1 protein-coding gene is annotated in these 26,941 nt (G+C 62.8%); it reads right to left on the reverse strand.

All coding sequences use genetic code 11. The features are described from left to right. Positions 1-56: 56 nt before the first annotated feature. Positions 57-26,819 (reverse strand): non-ribosomal peptide synthase/polyketide synthase, encoded by a 26,763-nt coding sequence (locus tag V3587_RS18700; RefSeq protein ID WP_331702380.1) that lies wholly within the window; start codon positions 26,817-26,819, stop codon positions 57-59. Positions 26,820-26,941 lie beyond the last annotated feature (122 nt).

Raw genomic sequence — 26,941 nt, forward strand, 5'->3', positions numbered from 1 at the left:
GGCAACAGCTCGGTGGCGCTCGCTTCGCGGGCGTGCGGCTTGGTGGCTTGAAGTTGTCATGCCCGTTCGGAGTATCCGGAAAACATCGAGAGCACCCGGGCGAGCACCGGTCCGATGACCGCCATGGCCGGAGGTTCGATCATCTCGTTGTGTTCGCAGCGCACGGGCACCTCCACGATCCGGCCCGTCACGAGTGGGCTCCATTCCTGCGGCGACCTGTCGCGCGGAATCGTGTCGTCTTCTCCGGATGCCAGGAAGATCAGCAGATCTCCTTCGTAGACCTGGGGAACGAACTGGTGCGTGATTCTCTGCGAAGTCTCGTACCCTCGGGCAATCCGTTCGAGGTCCCGACCGTCGACTCCCGTCTCGGGCCCGAGCCTCCGGGCCAACACGGCCGCCGCCTCGTCGAAGGTCAGATCTCGGTCGGTCTCGATCTCGAGGCCGAGTCCTCGCAGTAGATCTCGGACGTCGAGTTCGGCTGACGCAGGGGCATTGCCGTTGTCGGGGTAGCTGTCCATCATCGCCAGTGTGGCGACGTCGCGGCCGGACGATTGCAGTTCGACGGCCATGGCGTGCGCGATGACTCCGCCAAGGGACCACCCGAGTAAGTCGTACGGCCCGTCCGGCGAAACGGCCTCCACCTCTTCGACGTAGCGATGGGCTAACTGTTCGATCGACTGATAGTCACCGTCGTCGCTGAGAGCGGGGAGCTGAAGTCCGTACACGGGTCTGTCCTCGGGCAGATACCGCACCAAGCCGGCATACCCCCAGGACAGGCCGATACCGGGGTGCACACAGAACAGCGGTCGCCCAGTCCCTTTCGTCCGCAGTGGAACAACCACGGCGAGAAGCTCTTCCATACCGGCGTCGGCTGTCGGCATGTCGAGGCGTCGAGCGATTCCAGCGGGTGTCGGGTCGAGGAACATCCACTGAAGCGGGATTCTCCGTCGGAAACGAGAGTGCAGTGCGCTGACGATTCGGGTGGCCACCAGGGAGGACCCGCCCAGGTCGAAGAAGCTGTCGGTAGTGCTCACCCGGTCGACACCCAGAACCTCGACGAACGAGTCGACCACGGCGCGCTCGGTGTCGGTGACCGGCTCGCGGAACTCGGCTGCAGCCGAACCGAATTCGGGTTCCGGTAAGGCCTTTCGGTCGAGCTTGCCCACCGGTGTCATCGGAATCCGATCGAGAAGCACCACTGCCGACGGAACCATGTGCGAGGGTAGTCGGTCGGCTGCGTACGCCCGTATCTCGTCGGTGCCGGTGGCGTCGGCAGCTGACGCACGCACGTACGACACCAGGACCGTTTCACCCGACGGTCCCGTGTGGCCGACAGTCGCGGCGAAGTCCACCGACGGATGGCGTGAGAGAACTGCATCGATTTCCCCGAGTTCGATCCGAAAACCACGGACCTTGACCTGGAAGTCGCTGCGCCCGATGTATTCGAGCGTGTGATGCGCTCCATCGCCGGAGCCAACGATTTTGGCACTGTCACCGCCGGATTCACGCCAACGCACGACATCTCCGGTGCGGTACATCCGGCGCCCCGGCGATCCGTACAAGCAAGCGACAAATCGTTCCGACGTGAGCGACGCCCGATTATGGTACCCACGTGCCATACCTGGGCCTATGATGTACAACTCCCCCGGCACGCCCACCGGGACGGGCTGCAAACGCTCGTCCAGCACCAGGAAGCCGAAACCCACTGCCGGCGAGCCGATGTTCACTCCCGCACCGGGTTTCATCGAATCGCTGACACTCGCCTGCACGGTGGTTTCAGTCGGGCCGTAGCCGTTGTGCAGCCTCCGACCCGGCGCCCATTGCGCGACGACCTCCGGCGGGCAGGCCTCGCCCACCAGATCGAGAACACGGAGCGCCTCGAAACCGTTGTCACCCAACGCCGCCAGCGCGGTCGGTGTAATGGTGGCATGAGTGACCTGCTCGCGCCGGAAAACATCGGCCAATTCGGCGCCACCGTACACAGCAGGCGGAACGATCACGACTTGCGCCGAGGCGCTGAATGCCATCGTCAACTCGAAGATGGAAGCGTCGAAACTCGGCGATGCCAACTGAGAGACATGAGAGTCGTGAGTGACCTCGAACCTCTCACGAGTTTCGGCCGTGAAGCTCGCCAAACCTCGATGAGTAATGTTCACTCCCTTGGGTTTCCCGGTAGATCCCGAGGTGTAGATCAGGTAGGCCGGATGATCGAGGTTCAGTTCACCGGTTCGATCGTCATCGGTGATCGGTTCCGGCGACAGCGCGGCTACCCGCCGGGCGAAGTGTGGGTCGTCGAGTTCCAGCCAGGGAACAACGTCGGGTAGGTGAGTTCGGCTGGTCTGAACAGTCAAACCGAGCGAGGCTCGGCAATCGGCGAGCATGTATTCGACGCGCTCGCGCGGATAGGCCGGATCGACAGGCACAAAAGCCGCTCCGGCTTTGGTCACCGACCAGATCGCCACCACCGATTCGATCGAGCGAGGCATTCCCAGTGCCACGAAGGTCTCCGGGCCCACACCGCGACCGCACAACTCCCGGGCAACACGATTCGACCACTCGTCCAGGTCGCGATAACTGAGCTGCCGGTTCTCGAGCGACAGGGCCACCGAGTCAGGATCGATCGCCACGGCGTCCGCCAACAACTCAGGCCACAATTTCGGAGGTACTTCGGGGAGCCCATGCGCCGGCGTCAACTCGCGACGTTCGAGATCGCCGAGTAGGTCGATGTCACCGATCGGTACCTGCGGATTCCGGGTCACGGCCTCGAGCACACGAACGAACATGTCGGCAAAACCGCCGACCGTACCGGGGTCGAAGAGATCAGTGGCAAAGTCGACGGCTCCGCTCATCCCTCCCGGTTCACCGCGATCGTCGTACTCCTCGGCCAGAAGGAATTCCAGGTCTACCTTCACTACCTCGAGTTCAGGGTCGATCCCGCGGACTTCCAGTCCCGGTAGCTTCAGAATCGGTCGTTTGTTGTTCTGGAATTCCAGCGACACCGAGGAAATCGGTGCATAAGCGCTCGACCGTTTCGGCCCGACCGCGTCCACTACCCGCTCGAAGGGCACGTCGGAATAAGCGAACGCGGCGAGGTCGACTTCGCGGCAATGCTCAACCAACTCGCGGAACGATCGAGCCGGATCCACCTGTGTGCGCAGTGCGAGCGTGCCGACGAACATGCCGACCAGATCATCGAGGGCACGATCTCCCCGGCCGGCGATCGGCGTGCCGATCACGATGTCGTCGGTGCTGCCCAAACGTGCCAGCAAGAGCGCGAGCGCTGCATGCACAGTCATGAATGCAGTGGACTCGTGCTGCCGCGACACGTTCAGAATACGGCGGTGAAGATCACTGCTGATCGAGAAGTGAATCCGCGAGCCGTGAAAACTCTGTTGCGTCGGCCGGTCTCGATCGAGCGGAAGTTCCAAGAGGTCGGGAGCACCTGACAATGCACGTCGCCAGTAAGCCAACTGCTCACTGATCACCGACCCGGGGTCGTCGACTGAGCCCAGAATCTCCCGTTGCCAGAGCGCAAAGTCGGCGTACTGGACTGGAAGCGGCGTCCACTGGGGATCCCCGCCGTACGCGTGGGCCTCGTATGCAATCATCACGTCTCGGGTCAACGGAGACATCGAGAAGCCGTCAGCCGAGATGTGGTGCACCACTACGGCAAGCACGTGTTCGCGCTCATCGATGGTGAACAACGCTGCCCGCAGGGGAATTCGTGCGGCGACGTCGAAACCGGCCGAGACCATCCGGGCAAGCTCGTCACGGAGATGATGTTCGTCGGTCACCGATGTCTCGGTCAGTTGCGGCAGCTCGGCGCTCTCGGTGGGCAGGATGTGCTGGACCGGTCCGTCACCGTGGACCGGGAACATCGTTCGCAGCGATTCGTGGCGGGCGATGACATCGGACATCGCTGATCTCAAGGCCGGTTTGTCGAGTTCACCGCTCAACCGCACCACGAGCGGAATGTTGTATGCAGGAGAACTGGTGTCGAGTTGATTGACGAACCACATCCGCTGCTGAGCAAACGACAAGGGGATGTTGTCGGGTCGGGGGCGCGGTCCCAGTCGCTCCGCCCCTTCGGCAACCGACTGGCCGATCACCGTAGCCAACTCGGCCACCGTCGGCGTCTCGAACAGATCCCGCGCGCCTACGGTAGCTCCGAGCACCGCCCGTAGCCTCGCCGCGACCGAAGTGGCGCTCAGAGAATTTCCACCGAGCTCGAAGAAACTGATGTCGGTACCGACTCGTTCGAGGCCGAGCACCTCGCCGAACACGTCCGACACTGCCTGTTCGACCGGGCCGACCGGGGGACGGAAATCCCCTGTGGTCGTCTCGATTTCGGGTCTTGGCAACGCCGAACGGTCGACTTTTCCGACAGCGGTCAACGGAATGTTCTCCAGCACCGTGAGAACGGCAGGCACCATGTGCGAAGGCAAGCGCCGGGCCACGGCGCGACTCAGGATCCTGGTGTCCAGTCGACCCGCCGTGGGCACGACGTACGACACGAGTCGGGTGTCTCCGGTGGGGGCGGAATCGGCAACCGTAACGGCAAAACCGACGTTGGGCTCCGACATGAGCACACTGTCGATCTCACCGAGTTCGACACGGAAGCCTCGAACCTTGACCTGGAAGTCGCTTCGCCCGACGTACTCGACACACATGTCCGCCGTCCATCGCACGATGTCGCCGGTGCGGTACATCCGCGTTCCAGGGTCAGCCGGGTTGGCAACAAAGCGTTCTGCCGTCAACCCCGCCCTTCGGTGATATCCCCGTGCCACGCCTGGTCCGGCCAGGTACAGCTCGCCGGGGACCCCGACGGGAACCGCTTGAAGTCGAGTGTCGAGCACCAGTTCGCTGACGCCCCTGACGGGTCCACCGATGGTGATTGGTTCTCCGGCGGTCATCGGCGGGCTGACGTTGGACATGATCGTTGCTTCGGTCGGTCCGTACGCGTTGTACAGGCGGCGGCCAGGTGCCCAGCGAGCGACGAGGTCGGGCGGGCACGCCTCGCCCCCGAATACGACTTCCGAAAGTTGTTCCAGCCCAGCCGGGTCCACCGATGCCAATGCCGCTGTGGTGACGAACGCGTGCGTGACGGCGTGCTCTGCCAGAAGTTGCGCCAGGTCCTCGCCCCCGTAGATCCCGGGTGGAGCGACAACCATCGTCGCCCCGGCTCCGAAAGCCTGCAGATATTCGAAGAGCGACCCGTCGAAACTCGGAGTGGAGAAGTGCAGCGTGCGTGATTGTGGAGTTGCGCCGTAGCGTTCGAGCTGGTCTCGGGCGAAGTTGTCGAGCCCTCGCTGCGTGACCACGACGCCCTTGGGCACGCCGGTCGACCCCGAGGTGTAGACCACGTAGGCAGCTGAATCCAACCCGATCGGACGGAGTCGGTCGTTGTCGGTCAACGGGCTCCCCGAGAATCCCTCGCACTTCTTCGTGAAATGCGGATCGTCGATAATCAGCCACTCCGCGATATCGGGCAATCGATCTCGGCCCGCGGTGGTGGTCAATCCGAAGCTGACCTTCGAATCGATCAGCATGTGATTGATCCGCTCGTCCGGATAGTCGGGATCGATCGGCACGAACGCAGCGCCTGTCTTGGCGACGGCAAGTATCGACACCACGGACGCGAGAGAACGTGGGACACCGACCGCTACATAGTCCTCGGTTCCCAGGCCGTGCGAGACGAGCATGCGAGCAATGCGATTGGAGAGGATGTCCAGCTCGCCGTAGGTCATGCTGCCGTCCGCCGATTCCACGGCCGGTGCGTTCGGATCACGCTGGGCTGCCTCGTCGAAGATCTCCGGGAAGACGCGCGACGACCCGCCGGCCGTGCCACGGACTGGCACCAATTCAGCATGTTCGGAGGCTGCGAGCACCGACACCACAGCCAAGGGGCGATCCGGCTGGGTACACGCTTCGAGTACGCGCCGCAGTCGTCCGGCGATCTCTTCGATGTCGGCGGCACCGAAAACCTCGGGTATGTACTCGAATTTCAGGCGGAGCCTGGTGTCGAACGATGCTACGAGGCTGAGCGGGTAGTGGGCAGCGTCCTTGGCTTCGACATCGGTGATCCGGACCCCCGCAATATCGGTATCGGACGAAAGCCCCTGACGGTCAACGGGATACGATTCGAAGACAGTCAACGTGTCGAATACGATCTCCGGCCCCGCGCCTACGTGGATCTCGGAAAGCCCGAGACAGTGGTGATCCGACAGCTCTGCTTGCTCGGCCTGGATCCGCGCGAGGAGTGTGCCGATACTTTCACTCGGGCGCAGCGTGATTCGGACCGGAATTGTGTTGATGAACAGCCCGACCATGGTTTCGATCCCGGTCAGCTCGGGAGGTCGACCCGACACCGTCGCTCCGAACACCACATCGTCTCTCCCGGTCAGTGCAGCAAGGACGATCCCCCACGATGCCTGAACAATCGTGTTGATCGTCAGCCCGAGTTCACGCGCCATCCCGCGAAGTGAGGTTGTGAATTCCTCGTCCAGATCGAACACCCACTCGGCCGCCATGGTGGAGAGTCGACGCGATCGAACCGCTGGAGCCAACAGCGTCGGTCCTTCGACTCCGCTCAGCGTCCTCGCCCACACAGCTCGGGAAGCTTGCTGATCGCGGCGGCTCATCCAGGTCAGATAGTCGCGATACGCGCGCGCGTGAGGCAAGGCCGCCACTTGACCGTCGGCGGCATAGAGCGTCGCCAATTCCCGGATCAGCAGGGGCATGGACCAGCCGTCCAGAAGGATGTGATGATTGGTGAGCACGAGCGTGAACTTTTCGGGGGCGAGAGCGATCAGGGTGAATCGGATCAACGGCGCCCGTGCCATGTCGAACGGGCGCGCTCGGTCCTCGGCCAGCGCTCGATCAATTTCCTGATCTGGTGCACCCGTGAGGTCGATTTCCTGCCACGGCGCTGCCACGTTGCTTCGGACCACCTGGACGGCACGGCCGTCGGCGCTGTGAAGGAAGGCGGTACGCAGGTTCTCATGCCGGCCGAGCAGCGCGTCGGCGGCGCGGCGCAGGCGCTCCGAATCGACTGCGCCGGCTAGATCGAGAGCCACTTGTACGAGGTATGCGTCGACCGATCGTTCGGCCAATTCGGCGTGGAACAACAACCCCGCTTGCAGTGGAGAGAGTGGCCAGACATCGCTCAGGTCGGGACACCGACTTTCGAGGTCGTCGATCGCCTCCTGTCGAAGATCGACCAGATCGAAGTCCGAGGGTGTGAATCCGCCGCCGCCCGCCGCGAACTCTGCGAGTCCGGCCAGTGCGTCGAGCCACCACTGCCCCAGTTGCCGAACGTCGTCCGCACCCAGAATGTCCGGTGGGAACGTCCAGCCGGCAACGAGCTGCGGACCGTCCTCGGTATCGCTGTCGACCGTCATCACGTTGACCTCGAGGACGCTGGCGAGTGGGAGATCGACGGCCGCAACCGTCCGCAGGTCCTCGTCACGGATCGGTACCCATCCCGCTGAAGCGTCGGCGTCGGATCCACCGACGCGTCCGAGGTAGTTGAAGCTGATCTGAGGCACCGGAAGTTGCGAAAGAGTGTGTGCCGTTTCGCGGTTCAGATAGCGCAGCAACCCGAAGCCGATGCCGCGGTCCGGCACCGCCCGGAGTTGTTCCTTGACAGTCTTGGCAGCGACGCCGGCAGCCGGGCCGCCGGCGAAGGCGTCACCCGGATCCACTCTGCTCAGATCGATCCGCACCGGGAAGATCGACGTGAACCATCCCACCGTGCGAGCGAGATCTGCCCCGGGAACCACCTGTTCCTCGCGTCCGTGCCCCTCGAGACTGATCAATGTCTCCGGATTGTCGATGCCGCGGTCCATGCGCCAGCGGACCATCGCAAGTGCCAAAGCCGTCAACAATCCGTCCTCGACGCTCCCGTGAATCGCCTGCGGAACTGTCGTCGACACGGCCTCGGTCAATCCCGTGGGAACTCGTACTTCGATGTCAATGGTGGCCGAGGCGGTGTCCCTCTTCGTCAGGGCGCGCACACCCAGAGTCGGATCCGGGCCCTCGAGCACCTCTCGCCAATAGTCGATTTCAGCGACCCGATCCGGCTCGCGCGCGGCGTCGACGAGGCCATGTGCCCATCGACGCATCGAGGTTCCGACCGGAGCAAGTGACGGGTCGACGCCTGACTGCACCTGCGCACAGGCAAGTGCAAGATCGGGGATCAGGATTCGCCAGGAAACACCGTCCGTCACCAGATGGTGCGCTACCAGTAGAAACCGTTTCCGGCTCTGCCGGTCCTTTTGAATCTGCCCGTCGGTGTCGAGCAGGACTGCCTGCACCATCACACCTGCCTCTGGGTCGAGCCGCCCCAGAGCTGCGTCGAGTTCTGTCGAGACCGTCTCCGCGGCAGAACCCCCGAGGCTCACGTGGCGTACGACGGTCTCCGCCCGCACCGTACCTACAGGCGCAACGTCCATCCGCCGAGCGGATTCAGGATGATGCGTCGCCCGGATGCCCGCGCGGAGGATGTCGTGGTGGTCCAGCACAGCCTGCATGGCCAGTGTCAGCGTGACCTCGTCGAGCGTGGCAGGAACCGAGAGCAGAACAGATTGGGAGTACCGGCGAAAATCTCCACCACGGTCAAGCATCCATTCGACGATCGGCGTCAATTCGATCTCACCGACGCCGCCGCCAGGTAATTCGTCGACGACGACACGGTTGCCAGCCGTTCCGGCCGTCTCGGACAGCGCCGCAACAGTTTTGCGTTCGAACACCTCGCGCGGTGTGATCAGAACTCCGGCAGACCTGGCGCGCGTCACCAACTGGATGGACATGATCGAGTCACCGCCGAGAGTGAAGAACGAATCGTCGACCCCCACCTCCTCGAGTCCCAGAACTTCGGCGAACAGACTCGCAAGGATGTTTTCCGTCGCGGACGCGGGGCCACGACTTACGGTTGCCTGTCGCCCGAAGTCAGGTTCAGGCAATGCATTCCGGTCGAGCTTTCCGTTCACCGTCAGCGGCAAACCCTCGAGAACCGTCACGACAGCGGGGACCATGTGGGGCGCCAACCTCTGTGAGACATACTCGAGCAACGCCGCCGGAGAGATAGTGGCACCGGACTCCGGCACCACGTAGCCCACCAACCGGTCTCTGCGGGCTACCACCGCCGACTGAGACACGCCCACTCCGGAGAGCAGTGCAGCCTCCACCTCGCCGAGTTCGATTCGGTACCCCTTCACCTGCACCTGCAGATCGTTTCGTCCGAGGTACTCCAGCTGCCCGCTGTCGTTCCAGCGCCCCAGGTCACCGGATCGATACATACGCGCACCACTGACCGCGAGGTCGGGAATGAACCGCGCGGACGTCAGACCGAACCGGCCGAGGTATCCGCGTGAAACCTGATCACCGGAGACATACAGTTCACCCACCACACCGGGCGGCACCGGGTGCAACCGCTGATCCAACACATACACACGCAATCCGGGTAACGCCCGACCAATCACCGAGGCCGATCGTTGACGCACCAGCACACGATCGAGCGGTAAATGGCTGACGTGCACAGTGGTCTCCGTGATGCCGTACATGTTGACCAGATCTGGTGACGAAGTCCCGCGACGGGCGTACCAGCGCGTCAACTGTCCGAAGTCGAGCGCTTCTCCGCCGAAGATCACGTAGCGCAATGACAGGGCCGCACCCCCGGTAAGCCGGTCGGCTTCCGCCAATTGATAGAAGGCGGTGGGAGTTTGATTGAGCACCGTGACACGTTCGTGCCGTAGCAATTCGAGGAATGCCTCTGGTGAACGGGCCGTGAAGTAGTCGACCAGTACCAGTCGGCCACCGTGTGCGAGTGCGCCCCACATTTCCCAGACCGAGAAGTCGAATGCCTCCGAATGGAACATCGTCCACACATCGCCGCTGCCGAAGCCGAAGAGCGCTCTGGTGTTTGCCAGCAACGTCACTACGCTGCGGTGAGAAACCTGCACCCCCTTCGGGCGCCCGGTGGACCCCGAGGTGTAGATCACGTAGGCCACCGATTCGGGTCGGAGCGGTAGCAGCCGATCTCGGTCGGTCACCGCAAGCGGAGAAAACCTGTGCAGTGCATCGAGAATCACCGGGTCGTCTACCGCAATCACTGGAATCTCGCTGTCTGCGATTGCGTCACTGTCTCGTATGTAGTCGCCGTCGGCCCGGGTGGTCAACACACACTTCGGCCGGGCGTCACGCAGCACGAAGTCCACCCGGTTTACCGGAGAAGTCGAGTCCACCGGTACGTATCCGCCACCCGCCTTCACCACCGCCAGCAATGCCACCATCAGGTCGATCGAGCGGGCCATCGCGACTGCCACCAAGGTTTCCGGCCCCACCCCCTGCGCCACCAACAGTCGAGCAAGGCGGTTTGCTCGCTCGTCGAGTTCGCGGTACGTAACCGACAATCCGCCGCAGCGCACCGCCACGGCAGCACCGGACGTCCGCGCCGTGCGATCGAAGAGATCCGACAACGAATCCTCGTCTGTTCCGGCGCCAGAGGGCGTGGGCGCAACCAGCAACCCGCTGAGTTCGCCGGCCAGAATCATGTCGATATCACCGACGACCACCGACTGGTTCTCGGTCACGGCGCCGATCACTCTTTCGAAGCGCGCCGCGATGCGCGCCACCGACATTCGATCGAAAATATCTGTTGCATAACGGAAACCGGCGCTGATACCAGCGGGCTCACCGTGCTCGTCGACGTGCTCCATCACACTCAGTTGCAGATCGAATTTCGCAACCGCGAGATCGACGTCGAGCGAGCGAACCGTCAGTTCCGGCAAGTCGAAGCGCAGTCCCGTATCGGTCTGGAATTCGAGGAGTACCTGAAACAGAGGTGAATGCTCGGTGGAACGGTCGGGCGAGAGGTAATCCACCAACCTCTCGAAGGGGATGTCTGCATGGTCCAGAGCACCGAGATCCGTTGACCGCACCGCGGCCAACACCTCGGCAAAGTTTGCTCCGGATGAGACAGGTGTGCGAAGGACGAGCGTATTGACGAACATCCCGACCACATCGTCGAACACCGATGCACCGCGACCTGCGACCGGAGTCCCGATCACTACGTCGTCCGCTGTAGTGAGCCGTGCCAGCAATACCGCCAGAGCCGCATGCATCACCATGAACAGAGACGAACCGTTCTGGTGTGCGAGTTCGTTCAAAGCTCGATGGATCTCGGGCGAGAAGTCCATCGAAACCACCGCGCCCTCGGCAGACCGTTTCGAGGTTCGTGGTCTATCGAGAGGGAGCGGCAAGACGTCCGGAATACCCGACAGCTTCGCTGTCCAATAATCGAATTCGGCCGAGGGCGAAGTTTCCGGACCAACGTCTGCGTCGACGATCTCACGCTGCCAGAGGGTGTAGTCGGCGTACTGAATCGGCAGCGGCACCCAGTCCGGGCTCCGACCTTGCGTGCGCGCGGTATATGCACTCATCAGGTCGCGTGCCAGTGGTGCCATCGAGAAGCCGTCTGCGGCGATGTGGTGAACAACGATCGCGAGTACATGCTGCTCCGGCCCGTTTCGGAGTAACCTCACGTGCAGCGGGAACTCTTCGGACACATCGAATCCGATGTCGAAGAACGCGCGCAAGTCCGTGAAAAGCCCCTCGCCGGGAATCGGCACGGGGTGGATTCGAGGAGCAGCGACCGCGGGTTCGGCGATCACCTGGTAGGGCCCGTCTGCGGACGCAGGAAAGATCGTTCGAAGGGATTCGTGCCGTTCCACCACATCACCCAGCGCGGCTTGGAGCGCACCCGAATCCAGGAACCCGTCCAGTTGTAGTGCGACGGGGATGTTGTAGAGCGGAGACGACGTGTCGAACTGGTTGACGAACCACATCCGCGATTGCGCGAACGACAGCGGAATACGTTCTGGCCGTGTCCTACTCGTGAGGGGCACACGAGTAGCTTCCTCGAGTCCAGGCTCGCCCGGCGCGGAGTCGATTGGATCTATCGAGGCCGCCAGGTCCGCGACCACGGGGGCGTCGAACAGTGCATTGACCCCCATATTGGTGTGCAATGCGGCGTTGATGCGGGCGATGACTCGAGTGGCGCTGAGGGAATCCCCGCCGAGTTCGAAGAAACTGTCGTCGGCACCCACCTGGTCGAGACCGAGAACGTCGGCAACAGCACGGGCGATTCCGATTTCGGCAGGAGTGGCGGGAGTCCGAAACGCAGCGCTCGCAAAATCAGTGTCCGGGAGGGCTTTACGGTCCAACTTCCCATGCACCGTCACCGGAAACTCCCCCAACACCACCACCACCGACGGCACCATGAACCCCGGAAGAGACCTCCGCACCCCCTCCAACACCACCACCTCATCGACCACCACCCCCACCTCACCCACCACAAACCCCACCAAAAAATCCCCACCCACACCCGACCGCAACACCACCACCGCACCAGCCACCCCCACCTGAGCAGCCAACACCGCCTCCACCTCACCCAACTCCACCCGCTGCCCCCGCACCTTCACCTGAAAATCCGTGCGCCCCACAAACTCCAACACCCCACCACACCCCCACCGCACCACATCACCCGTCCGATACACCCGAGCACCCACCACCCCCGACACCGGATCCGCCACAAACCGACCCACCGTCAAATCCACACGACCCTCATACCCCCGAGCCACCTGCACCCCACCCACATACAACTCCCCCACCACACCCACCGGAACCGGCCGCAACCGCGAATCCAACACCAACACCCGCGTATTCCACACCGGCCGACCAATCGGAACACCCACCCCCACAACACCCTCCACCACATGAAACGTCACATCCACCGACGCCTCCGTCGGCCCGTACAAATTCACCAACTCCGCACCACACACCCCCGCAAACCGCCCCGCCAACACCGACGACAACCCCTCACCCGACACAAACACCCGACGCAAACCCGAACACCCCACCCCCAACTCCCCCACGAACACCTCCAACATCGACGGCACAAAATGCACCACCGACACCCCCCACCGCTCGATCACACCCACCAAATACACCGGATCACGATGCCCACCCGGATCCGCCACCACCAACCGCGCACCCACCATCAACGGCCAAAACAACTCCCACACCGACACATCGAACGACACCGGCGTCTTCTGCAACACCACATCCCCCACACCCAACGGAAACTCCCCCTGCATCCACAACAACCGATTCACCACCCCCGCATGCGACACCACCACCCCCTTCGGACGACCCGTCGACCCCGACGTGAACATCACATACACCGCATGCTCAGGCAACAACACCCCCAACCGATCCCCCACCCCCACCGGACCACCCGAAAACCCCGAAACATCAACACAACCCACATCAACAAACCCCACCCCCACCGGCAAACACCCACCATCACCAACCCGCGACAACACCACCACCGGATCCACCACCCCCACCACAAACCCCACCCGCTCCACCGGCGCACCCACATCCACCGGAACAAACACCCCACCAGCCCGCACCACCGCAAACACCGCCACCAACAACTCCACCGACCGCGACAACGCCACACACACCCGCGACTCCGGACCCACCCCCAACGAAATCAAAAACCGCGCAAAACGATTCACCCGAACATCGAACTCACCCCACGACAACACCACCCCACCACACACCAACCCCCCACCACCCACACCAGCAAACCGCCCATCCAACACATCCACCAACGTCAAACCCCCCACCACAACCCCCACACCATCCCAACCACCCACCACCAACCCACGCTCACCGGCGACAAACACGTCGACCTCACCGACCGGTGTATCGGCGTTCGCTGCGAAGGCGGCAAGAATCCGCGACATTCGCTGTGCAATGGTGTCGACCGCGGCGCGGTCGAATGCCGCCGGCTGGTACCGCAGGCTGACCTGCAGCGTCGGTTCCGCGACCGACAGCACGGTGAGCGGGTAATGCGTGGCGTCGCGGGCATTCACAGCGGTGACGCGCATACCGGCAATGTCGGTGTTCCCGCCCATCCCCGAGGTATCGATCGGATACGACTCGAAGACCGACAGTGTGTCGAACAAATTGCCTGTCCCTACGACAGATTGAATCGCGCCGAGTCCGACATAGTGATGATCGAGCAGAGCTGTCTGCTCGCTTTGCAGTCGAGCGAGCAGCTGCGTACACGTCTCGTCCGGATCCAGTTGCACTCGGACAGGCAACGTGTTGATCAGCAGCCCCATCATGTTTTCCACACCAGACAACTCGGGTGAGCGGCCCGAAACCGTGACGCCGAAGACTACGTCGTCACGGGAAAGCATCCGAGACAGTAGGACACCCCACGCCGCCTGGATCACCGTGTTCATCGTGATCCCGCTCCGTTGGACCAGCGCACCGAGTCCGTCGCGCACCGAATCGGGTAGATCGACGGCAACCTCTTCGGGCACCAGTTGCTCCGCGATCGGCGTCGAAGGCGCCAACAACGTCGGCTCGTCGACGCCTTCCAAGGCGTCCTCCCACGCCGCGAGCGAGGTCTCCATATCGCGGTGCATCAACCATTCCAGATAGCTGCGGTACGACGGAGTCTCCGGAAGATCGGACGGGGCCCTCTCGACCGAGAGACTGTCGTCCGCGTATCGCATCAACAGTTCGCGAACCAGCAACGGCATCGACCAACCGTCGAGAACGATGTGATGGTTCGTCACCACCAACACACACCTCGTCGGCGAGGTTCGCAGCAACGTCAGCCGAAGCAGTGGCGGCGAAGCGAGGTCGAAGGGTGCACTGCGATCCTCGGCGAGGCGGCGCTCCAGATCTGCGTCGGTTGCCGATCCGCGATCACTCAGGTCGACCTCGGTCCAGGGAATCACGGCATCGTCGACAATCAACTGCACCGGTAGGCCGTGTACGTCGTAGACGAACGCTGCACACAGATTCGGGTGGTTTGCCAATAGTCCGGCAGCAGCGCCGCGCAAACGCTCGGAATCAACCTCTCCTTCGAGCTCGACGAACAACTGCGCTGTGTAGACGTCCGTCGACGTGGCCGCCAGTGAGGCATGGAACATCAGCCCGGCCTGAAGGGGCGACACCGACCAGACATCGTGCAATCCGGGGAAATCGTTCTCCCAGCGTTCGATCTGTTGTTGGTCGACCGAGACCAGGGGAATGTCCGACGGCGTCAGACCGCTCGCATCAGGTCGCGACGCGTGCGCGCTGAGTCCGTCGAGCGCACGACGCCACAGTTCCGCGAACTCCGCGATGTCAGACCTGTCGAGCACTCCGCGGGGAAAGGTGAAAGATGCTGTCAGGCACGGCCCGTCGACGTGGTCCTCAACCGCGGCGTTGATGTCGATCACGGACGCCACAGGCATGGACGGGTTCTGGGTTCCGCCGAGCCTTCGATTGCCCTCCACCGGCAGCCAGTCCTGTGTTCCGTCAGAGGAGCTGATCCGGCCCAGATAGTTGAAACTGATCTGAGGAGAACGGAATCGGCCGAGTGGGTCGCTCTCGCCCGACAGGTACCGCAACATCCCGAATCCGATTCCATGATCGGGGATCGCACGCAAGTACTCTTTGACAGCTTTGAGAGCCCGCCCGGCGTCGGCGCCACCTGCCAGTGCGTCGTCGACGTCGATTGCGCCGAGGTCCACGCGCACCGGGTAGAGCGTGGTGAACCAACCAACGGTACGACCGAGGTCTGCGCCAGGAACCACCCCTTCCTCGCGCCCGTGTCCTTCGAGCGTGATCAGGGCGGCAGCGGTATCCATACCGCGGCGTCGTCGCCACCCGATCGAGGCCAACGCAACAGCGGTGAGGAGTCCGTCGTTCACGCCGGCGTGGAATGCCGCAGGAACCGTGGTGAGAAGGTTCCTGGTCGCCGAAGGCGAGATGTCCACTGTAACGGTGTCGACCGTGTCGTCTACGTCGATCGTGGGATCGAGTGGGCGCGAACCGATCAACGGGTCATCGCCGTCCAGGATCGTTCTCCACATGTCCAGTTCGACGCTCCGGTCGCCCACGTGCTCGACAAGCCCATGCGCCCATCGCCGGAACGACGTCCCGATCTGTGGCAGTTCGGGAGTGACACCGGCCTGGAGTTGTGCTGTCACCGACGCCAGGTCGGTGACCAGAATGCGCCACGAGACGCCGTCGACAACCAGGTGATGAATCACCACAAGTAGTCGGCCCCGCCTGGTCGACACGTCAGGTTTGTCGGCCAGGTCGAACCAGATCACGCGCACCATGTCAGCCGCGGCGGGATCCAAGCTGTCGGCCGCGGCCTCGAGTTCTCCCGACGCCAAGGCCCTGAAACCTTCGTCGTCCACCGAATCGACAGCTACGCGGTGGATCAGTCCTTCGGCCGAGATCGAGCCGGGTGGTAAGACTTCCATGACCCGGTCACTCTCAACCAAGCGAGCTCGAAGCATTCCGTGGCGGTCCAGCAACACCTGGAGACCACTGACAAGGAGATCCTGGGTGACATCAGCGGGAGCTGTCAGCAAGAGCGCCTGGGAGAACCGTTTCAATTCGCCGCCACGCAGCCCGCCACTGCTGCGGTCGAGCATCCACTGCGCCACCGGGCTCAGTGGAACAGTTCCGACAGCGGATCCCGGTAGCTCCGCGAGTACATCAGGACCGTCCTGCTCAAGGTGCGCCGACTCGGCAAGCGCGGCGACGGATTTGTGGTCGAATACATCTCGGGGTGAGATGATCACACCCGCATCGCGAGCGCGGGCCACCAATTGGATGGACATGATGCTGTCGCCACCGAGCTCGAAGAACGAATCATGCACTCCTACCGCGTCGAGACCGAGAACCTGCGCGAACAGAGCGGCAAGAAGATTCTCGGTTTCCGTTCGCGGTGTCCGGTCGGGTGTGGCGGCGGACGAGAAATCGGGTCTGGGAAGCGCTGCGCGGTCGAGTTTTCCGTGAACCGTCAGCGGAAGTGCGTCGAGCACCACCACCGCCGCCGGCACCATGTACGACGGCAGGCGCTTGCCTGCATGGGCGAGGACGTCTCGCGGATCGACACTCGCTCCGCGATCGGGAACCACGTAGCCGATCAACCGATCCCTGCCGTCGCCGTTCCAGACGGCCGTCACCGCCTGGGCCACGCGCGGGTGCGTCTGCAGTGCCACCTCGACTTCCCCGAGTTCGATGCGGAACCCACGGACTTTGACTTGGGCATCGGTGCGCCCGAGATACTCCAGCCGTCGGTCGGGCGTCCACCGCACGCGATCGCCCGTGCGATAGATCCGCGTTCCCGGCGCACCGAAGGGATCTGCGACAAACTGCGTGGCGGTCAACGGGTATCGCCGGTGATAGCCGCGAGCGAGAGCCGGCCCGGCAAGATACAACTCCCCCGCGACACCTACCGGTACCGCTCGCAGACGCGAGTCCAGCACTACCTCGCTGAATCCGCGAGTAGGTGTGCCGATAGTGACCGGGTCGTTCGGAGCCAGTGCCGCACTGATGCTCGACACGACAGTTGCCTCGGTAGGACCGTAGGCGTTGAACATCTTTCTGCCCGGCGCCCAGCGGGCCACCAATTCCGGCGGACACGCTTCCCCACCTGTCACGACACAACCGACAGTGGTGAGACCGTCTGGGTCGACGGACGTTAAGGCCGCCGGAGTCACAAAACAATGGGTGACGCGCTCGCGCTCCAGTAGCGCCGCCAGTTCCGACCCGCCGTAGACGGTCGGTGGCACGATCACCATCGTGGCTCCAGCACCAACGGCCATCACGAGCTCGAGAACCGACGCGTCGAAACTCGGCGAAGCGAAGTGCAGAGTTCTGGATCGGGTCGTGGCGGCGAAGGTCTCACGCTCCTGGAGCGCGAAGTCGCTCAACCCGCGATGTGTGACCGTCACGCCCTTGGGTGTTCCTGTCGACCCCGACGTGTAGATCAGATAGACCGGATTGTCGATGCGAATCGGTGCCTTCCGATCCGCGTCGGTGACTTTCGATGGCGAGTACGCCCGCAGCCGTTCCTCGAAACCGGCATCTTCGAGGACCAGCCACGGCACGAGGCCGGACAATGCCGCGTTGTGAGCTCGAGACGTTATCCCCCACCCTGCACCGGAGTCGCCCAGCATGTGCTCGATACGAGCAGCAGGATGTCCCGGGTCCACGGGAAGGAATGCCGCACCTGTCTTGGCAATGGACCACACCGCCAGAACGGACTCGATGGAGCGTGGGAGACACAACGCCACCACCGATTCGGGACCCACTCCGGATTCGATCAGCATGCGGGCCAATCGGTTCGACTGCGCGTCGAGTTCGAGATAGGTCACTTCACGTTCCTCGAACACCAGCGCAACGGCGCCGGGATCCTGGGCGGTCGCCATATCTGTTGCTGCAGTCAGCAAATCCGGAAGGGTCTGAACAGCGGCGGAAATCTCACCTCGCACGGGTACCAGTTCGGCTGACTCATAGGCGTCGAGGATCTCGATATCTCCGATCCGTGATTGCGGATCCGTGATAACGCGCTCGAGAATCCGTTGCAGGCGGTCGGCGAAGCCCGCTACCGTTTCCTCGTCGAAAATATCTGTGGCATATCCGAATTCGGCGCGAAGACCGTCCGATTCGCCGGCTGCGCCGGCGTTCTGCGTCACCGTCAACTGAAGATCGAAGTTGATGGTGTCGATCTCGACGCCCACGTCGGTCACCTGCAGGTCGGGGAGTTCGAGTGCAGGCCGTTCGATGTCTTGGAACTCCAACATGACTTGAAACAGGGGCGAGTACGCCGTCGAACGTGAAGGATTCACGATCTCGACGACTCTTTCGAACGGCACGTCCGCGTGAATGAAGGCGCTCAGATCTACGTTTCGGACCTGGTCGAGGAAGTCTCCGAAAGTCGCGCCGCGGTCCACTGCAGTGCGCAAGACCAACGTGTTGACGAACATGCCCACCAGGTCGTCGAGTTCGCGCTCCCCACGGCCGGCGATGGGAGTTCCGACGGCTACGTCGTCCTCATCACTGAGCCTCGCCAGCAGCACTGCCAAGGCTGCGTGCACAACCATGAAGACCGTGGCGTTGTGTTTGCGCGACAGGGCAACCACACCGGCATGCACCTTCGGACCGAACACGAACCTGATCCGTCCGCGTCGAAGCGAACGCACATCAACACGCGGTCGATCGGTCGGAATGTCGAGAACCTCCGGTGCGCCCGCAAGATTCTCGGCCCAATAGCCGAGCTGTTTCGAGATCAGAGACCGAGAGTCCGATTCCGAGCCCAACCAACCACGTTGCCACAACGCGTAGTCGGCATACTGGATCCCGAGCGGCGCCCACTGCGGTGCCTTACCGTTCACACGGGAGGAGTATGCGCTCATGAGATCTCGGGCCAGCGGTACCGTCGAGAATCCGTCAGCGGCGATGTGGTGAATCACGATCACCAGGACATGCGAGTGGACCTGGTCATCTCGCCGCAACAAGGCGGCGCGCATCGGGACCTGCTGCGTGACGTCGAAACCATCCGAAGCGATCTGCCGGCTACGCTCGCGCAGCTCTTCCTCTCCCTGCACAAGTCTCGGTGCAAGATCCGATACCACCTGTGAGGTGGACATGATCACTTGACGCGGGCCGTCATCGGTGAGAGGAAAAACGGTGCGCAAGGACTCGTGCCGCTCGACGACGTCGACAAATGCAGTCTGAAGCGCACTCACGTTCACTGCACCTTCGAGCCTCAACGCGCACGCGACGTTGTAGGCGGCGGACTCGGGGGCGAACTGATTCGCAAACCACATTCGCTCCTGCGCCGGTGAAAGTGGGATATCCGTCGTCGTACCCCGCGGCGTCAACGCCGGCTTGGCCCCCTCTCCTCCGCGACACTGCGCCAATTCGGCCAGCGCTGCAACGGTAGAAGCATCGAAGACGTCACGAATGTTGATCCGTTCGCCGAGAACAGAATTCACTCGCGCAACCAGCCTGGCCGCACTGAGAGAGCTCCCACCCAGGGCAAAAAAGTCGTCGTTCACGCCCACCGTCGACGTTCCCAGCAGATCATCGAAGATTGCGGCAACCGTCTCCTCGACCGGCGTTCGTGGCGCAACATACTGCAGCGGTTGAGGTTCGAAGGTGACGTCCGGGAGGGCTTTACGGTCCAACTTCCCATGCACCGTCACCGGAAACTCCCCCAACACCACCACCACCGACGGCACCATGAACCCCGGAAGAGACCTCCGCACCCCCTCCAACACCACCACCTCATCGACCACCACCCCCACCTCACCCACCACAAACCCCACCAAAAAATCCCCACCCACACCCGACCGCAACACCACCACCGCACCAGCCACCCCCACCTGAGCAGCCAACACCGCCTCCACCTCACCCAACTCCACCCGCTGCCCCCGCACCTTCACCTGAAAATCCGTGCGCCCCACAAACTCCAACACCCCACCACACCCCCACCGCACCACATCACCCGTCCGATACACCCGAGCACCCACCACCCCCGACACCGGATCCGCCACAAACCGACCCACCGTCAAATCCACACGACCCTCATACCCCCGAGCCACCTGCACCCCACCCACATACAACTCCCCCACCACACCCACCGGAACCGGCCGCAACCGCGAATCCAACACCAACACCCGCGTATTCCACACCGGCCGACCAATCGGAACACCCACCCCCACAACACCCTCCACCACATGAAACGTCACATCCACCGACGCCTCCGTCGGCCCGTACAAATTCACCAACTCCGCACCACACACCCCCGCAAACCGCCCCGCCAACACCGACGACAACCCCTCACCCGACACAAACACCCGACGCAAACCCGAACACCCCACCCCCAACTCCCCCACGAACACCTCCAACATCGACGGCACAAAATGCACCACCGACACCCCCCACCGCTCGATCACACCCACCAAATACACCGGATCACGATGCCCACCCGGATCCGCCACCACCAACCGCGCACCCACCATCAACGGCCAAAACAACTCCCACACCGACACATCGAACGACACCGGCGTCTTCTGCAACACCACATCCCCCACACCCAACGGAAACTCCCCCTGCATCCACAACAACCGATTCACCACCCCCGCATGCGACACCACCACCCCCTTCGGACGACCCGTCGACCCCGACGTGAACATCACATACACCGCATGCTCAGGCAACAACACCCCCAACCGATCCCCCACCCCCACCGGACCACCCGAAAACCCCGAAACATCAACACAACCCACATCAACAAACCCCACCCCCACCGGCAAACACCCACCATCACCAACCCGCGACAACACCACCACCGGATCCACCACCCCCACCACAAACCCCACCCGCTCCACCGGCGCACCCACATCCACCGGAACAAACACCCCACCAGCCCGCACCACCGCAAACACCGCCACCAACAACTCCACCGACCGCGACAACGCCACACACACCCGCGACTCCGGACCCACCCCCAACGAAATCAAAAACCGCGCAAAACGATTCACCCGAACATCGAACTCACCCCACGACAACACCACCCCACCACACACCAACCCCCCACCACCCACACCAGCAAACCGCCCATCCAACACATCCACCAACGTCAAACCCCCCACCACAACCCCCACACCATCCCAACCACCCACCACCAACCCACGCTCGGGCACGCCCAAAATTTCCGTATCCCCTACTGGCACTGTTGGATCCGACACGACCGACCGGAGGAGGCGGACGAAACGCTCGCCGAACTCGGCGACTGTGGTGCGCTCGAAGATATCGGAGGCATAGGTGAAGGCGGCATCGAAACCCATGGGGAGGCCGTCTTTGCCACGCTGCTCGGAGAGCGACAGTTGCAAGTCGAATTTGGCGACACCGACGTCGACTGGAACAACATCGACACCCAGTCCGGGTAGTTCGAGGTGGGGATCTGCGGTGTTCTGGAATTCCAACAGAACCTGGAAGAGCGGTGAGCGAGATGACGAACGCTCCGGCGCAACTGCATCGACGACTCGCTCGAACGGCACCTCGGCTTGTCCGAACGCTGCCAGATCGACTTCGCGAGTTCGTGAAAGGATCTCCTCGAAAGTCGCGGCGGTGTCAACGGTGATTCGCAGGACGACCGTGTTGACGAACATCCCGACCAGATCGTCGAGGACTTGCTCGGCGCGCCCTCCTACCGGAGTCCCGATCGCTATGTCCGGCGAGGCGCTCAGCCGTGCCAACAGAACCGCCAGCACTGCGTGCATCACCATGAACGGTGTCGTGTTGTGATTCCGAGCGAGTTCGAGGAGTTCACTGTGCACGTCTGCGGGCACCGAGAATCGGACCGATTCACCGCGCATGGATCGTTCCGCCGGTCTCGGTCGATCCAGCGGAAGGTCGATCACGTCAGGTAGACCGGCCAGGGTGGACGTCCAGTAGTCCAACTGCTTCGCCTCGAGCGTGTCCGGATCGTCGTCACTGCCGAGCAGTTCGATCTGCCATTGGCTGTAGTCGGCGTACTGCACAGGCAAAGGCGACCAGTCCGGTGCCCGTTTCGCAGCCCGCGCCGCGTAGGCGCGGGTCAGGTCGCGGGCCAGCGGCTCGAGGGATGCTCCGTCCGCCGAAATATGGTGAACCACCAGCGCAAGGACATGATCGTCCGGCGTGACCCGAAAAAGGGAGCCGCGCAGGGGCACGTTCGCGCTCACGTCGAACCCCTCGCGAGCGAGATCGGCGATGCGCCTGTCCAAGGCTTCCTCGTCCACGGATACTTCCCACGCGATCTTCGACGTCACGCGTTCCGAAGGCACTACTACCTGATGTGGGCCGTCGACCGACGCCGGGTAGACGGTACGGAGCGATTCATGCCGATCGACAACATCTCCCACCGCGCGCTGCATCGCAGCGACATCCAAGGCACCTGACAGTCGGACCACCATCGGAATGTTGTAGGCCGGGGACGACGTGTCGAACTGATTGACGAACCACAGGCGTCGTTGTGCCACAGACACCGGAATCTTGTCCCTGTACGAATGTGCCTGCAGGATTGGACGCTTCGAACGCGTGCGATCAACGCGGGATGACTTCGCATCCCGCACGTGACGGGCCAATGATTCGATAGTCGGTGCTTCGAACAAAGTCCGCACCCCGAAATCGATTTCTTCAGCGGCATTTACGCGAGCGATCAGCTTCGTGGCAATCAGTGAGTTCCCGCCCAGATCGAAGAAGTCGTCACCCGCACCCACCGTCTCGAAGCCTAGAACATCGGCAAAAATCTCGGCGAGCACTAGTTCCTCAGCGCCCTCGGGCGGTCGAAAGTCGTCCGACCGAGCATCGAGCCGAGGTGCAGGTAAGGCAGCGCGATCGACCTTTCCCGCCGGAGTTACCGGCAACTCGTCGAGTAGAACAAATGCCGCAGGAACCATGTACGACGGAACACGGCTCGCGACGTACCGCGTCAGCTCGGCCGTCGAGAGCGCACTTCCGCCGGCAGGCACGACGTACGTGGTGATCGTCGCTGTCCCGGAGGGAGCCGCACGCGCCACGGTGACTGCATTCTCGACCTGCGGACACGACCGCACGACGCTGTCGATTTCCCCGAGTTCGATACGAAATCCGCGAACTTTCACCTGGAAGTCACTACGACCGACGTACTCGAGTCCACGGCCACGGCGCCACCGCACCAAATCCCCCGTTCGATACATCCGCTGCCCGGGGAGGCCGAAGGGGTCTGCCACGAATCGTTCTGCGGTCAACGCATACTTCCGGTGATATCCACGTGCGAGCGCGTCTCCCGAGATGTACAGCTCGCCCACAACACCGTCGGGGACGGGGTGCAATCGCTGATCGAGCACGATCTCCTCGAAGCCGCGGAGCGGACCGCCCACTGTGATGTCCTCCGACGACACCATCGGCTCGCCGATGTTCGACATGACGGTGGTCTCGGTCGGCCCGTACGCATTGCACAGCCGTCGGCCGGGAGCCCACCGCTGCACGAGATCCGGCGGACAGGCCTCACCACCGACCACCACTTCGCCGAAGTCCGAAAGGCCCTCGGGCGAAACTGTCCCGAGCGCCGCAGTAGTGACAAAACCATGCGTGACACGCTGGGATTCGAGGAAGTGAGACAACTCGTCACCGCCGTAGATCGTGCTCGGCGCAATCACCATGGTCGCTCCGGCACCGAAAGCCAGCAGGTACTCGAAAATCGAGGCGTCGAAACTCGGGGTCGAGAAGTGCAACGTTCGCGCATCCTGGGTCGCACCGAACCGCGAACGCTGTTCGGCAGCAAGCGCTTCCAGTCCACGATGCGAGACCGTCACCCCCTTGGGGAGTCCGGTGGACCCGGACGTGTAGATCACGTATGCGGGATTGTCGGGCCGGATCGGGCGCACCCGATCGACATCGGAGATGGAACGCACGGACAACCGTGCAAGTCGGCCACGGAACTCAGCGTCGTCGATCGCTGACCAGGGAACCGAATCCGGCAAGCGATGAAGTTCCGCGACGACCGTGAGTCCCAGTACGGCGCCGGAATCGGTCAGTATGAAGCGAACACGTTCATTCGGATAGGTCGGATCCACCGGCACGAATGCCGCGCCGGCTTTGCTCACGGCCAACATCGCGACAACCGATTCGATCGAACGCGTCATACCCAGCGCCACAATGTTTTCCGGACCGATGCCGCGGTCGATCAATTCTCGGGCCAACTTCGACGAACGCTCGTCGAGTTCTCGATACGTCAACTCGTCATCGAGATACGACAGGGCCACGCCGTCGGGGTGTGTGCGCGCCGCACCGTCGAACAAATCGGCCAGGGTGCGATGCGAAGCGCGCGGGTCACCGCGGACAGGCCGTATCGCGGATCGCTCGTCGTCGGACAAGATATCGATGTCGCCGACCATGATTGCCGGATCCGCTGTGACGGATTCCAGGACGCAGGCGAACCGCAAACCGAGGCCGCGTACCGTCTCGGCGTCGAATAGATCGGTGGCAAACGCGAGCCTCACCGAGATTCCGGACGGCGTACCCACCTCGTCGAACAGTTCGACTGCAGACACTCCGAGATCGAAGCGGCCGATGTCGCGAGGGCGCTCGTCAGCGCCGGCGACGGACTCGAACATCACCTGTACAACCGGCGCATAGGCGGGTACATCCTCCACGTGCAATGGCTGAACCAACTGCTCAAGCCGTATCCCACTGTGCGGCAGCGCATTACTTCGGACCTCGACGACACTGCCCAAGAGTGCCGTGAACGGCGTCTCCAGATCGATGCGACTCCGGATGGCAACGATGTTCGCGTCGGATCCCGTCGGCGTACCGATCACAACATCCGAAGCACCGGACAACCGGCTCACCAGGAGAGCAAAGCTTGCATGTAAGACCGCACGAGTGTCCGTCCCGAGATCACTCGCCATCGCCGTGATCCGCGCGTGGGTGTCGGCGGCGATCTGGACCTCAACCCGTCCGTTCTCCAGCGATTGCGTTGCAGGTCTGGGCCGATCGAAGGGAAGTTGCAATAGTTCGGGCGCCCCGGTGAGCTCATGTCTCCAATATTCGAGGTGCCGCACTTCGCGTTGTCGTCGCTCGCCCTCCCAGGCCGTCGGGCCGTGAATGTCTGCCAGCTCGGCACCGGAATCAGACGCGATCAACTCTTCCAGCAAGCCGACAAAATTCCGGTGGTGCTCGCGTAAACCCGCCTCCTCGTATCGGATCGGGTTTGCCCGGAAGTCGACGCGCAGCCTGTCGCCGCTCGGATACACGTTGACCAGAAGGTCTTCCACCGGCCCGGAGGTGACGATGTGATACTCCCCAACCACCTCGCCCAACTGCACCTCCTGGCGAAACAGCATGACGTTGACCATGGGCCCGGCATATGAGTCTTCGCCTTCCAGACCGCTCGTCACGCCTGCGTCCCGACGGATGTCGTCGAGGCTGCAGCGCTGGTGCCGCAATGCACCCATGAGCTCATGTTGGACCTGGGCAAACAGTTCACCGACGGTGTCGACCGCTGCGACACGGATGAGCAGTGGCGTGACGTTCACCATCATGCCGCCCGAATCCCGCAGCACCGCCGTAGTCCGTCCGGACATCGGAACATGAATCTGGACAGTCTCTTTCGCCGTCATCCGCGCGAGGTACAACGCGAGCGCAGCGATGACCGGTGCAGCGTGGTTCTCGGATTCGTAGAGAAGGGCACAACTTCGGTCCGACATCAGTGTGCTTTCGAGTCGGCTCTCGGTTTGCGCGGGCCCAGAAGCCTCCGCCAGGCTGGATCCGGCGAGGGTGGTATTGCGCTCAGCCCAGTACTCCCGGTCGGCGGCGAATCGATCCGACATTCTGTACCGCTCGTCGATGTCGTACAGCGTCCGGAGTGTCGCCGCACGACTCGGCTGCGAGTCCTTTCTCGCCGCCGAGGCCGAGTACCGATGCGCAATGCGGTTCATCATGGTCATGGCACCGAAACCGTCGAGCGCAACATGATGGATGCGGCTGTACCACAGATAGTGCGCGTCCCCGACGCGCAGCACAGCGGTCGCGACGATTCCGTCGACTGCCAGGTCGAGCTGCGTCCGGCAATCTCGGCGCATCCACCCGAGGGCATCCTCGATCGGATCGGGGGACCCACGGAGGTCGACAAGACGGACGGTGATCTCAGATGTCTCGTCCACGTACTGCATCGGTTGACCGTCGATCTCGATCACTTTGAGCAAAGGAGATTGAAACTCGTATGCCACCGCTCGCGTTTCGCGATCCAGCAGTTCGACGTCGAGTTCGCCGCGCAGCTCCACGTAGTGCGCTATCAGAATCGGGACTTCGGGATCGAATTGCTGAGCGAACCAGGTTGCCCGTTGGGCGGCCGAGAGCGGAAAGAGCGTCTCATCAGAAGGGTCGGTCCGACTTACCTCGAAGGGTTTCACAGCGCCCCGCCCCGCATGATCTCCGCGGCCGCCGAGTGCGTAGCCGCGTCCGAATCAACAGCGCGAAAGCAAGAGGCTGATCGCGCCTCTCAAGCAGTCGTACCCAGAATCGGCAAGCGCAT

It is taken from the genome of Rhodococcus sp. IEGM 1306, from assembly GCF_036541985.1.
GTDB classification, from domain to species: Bacteria; Actinomycetota; Actinomycetes; order Mycobacteriales; family Mycobacteriaceae; genus Rhodococcus_F; species Rhodococcus_F qingshengii.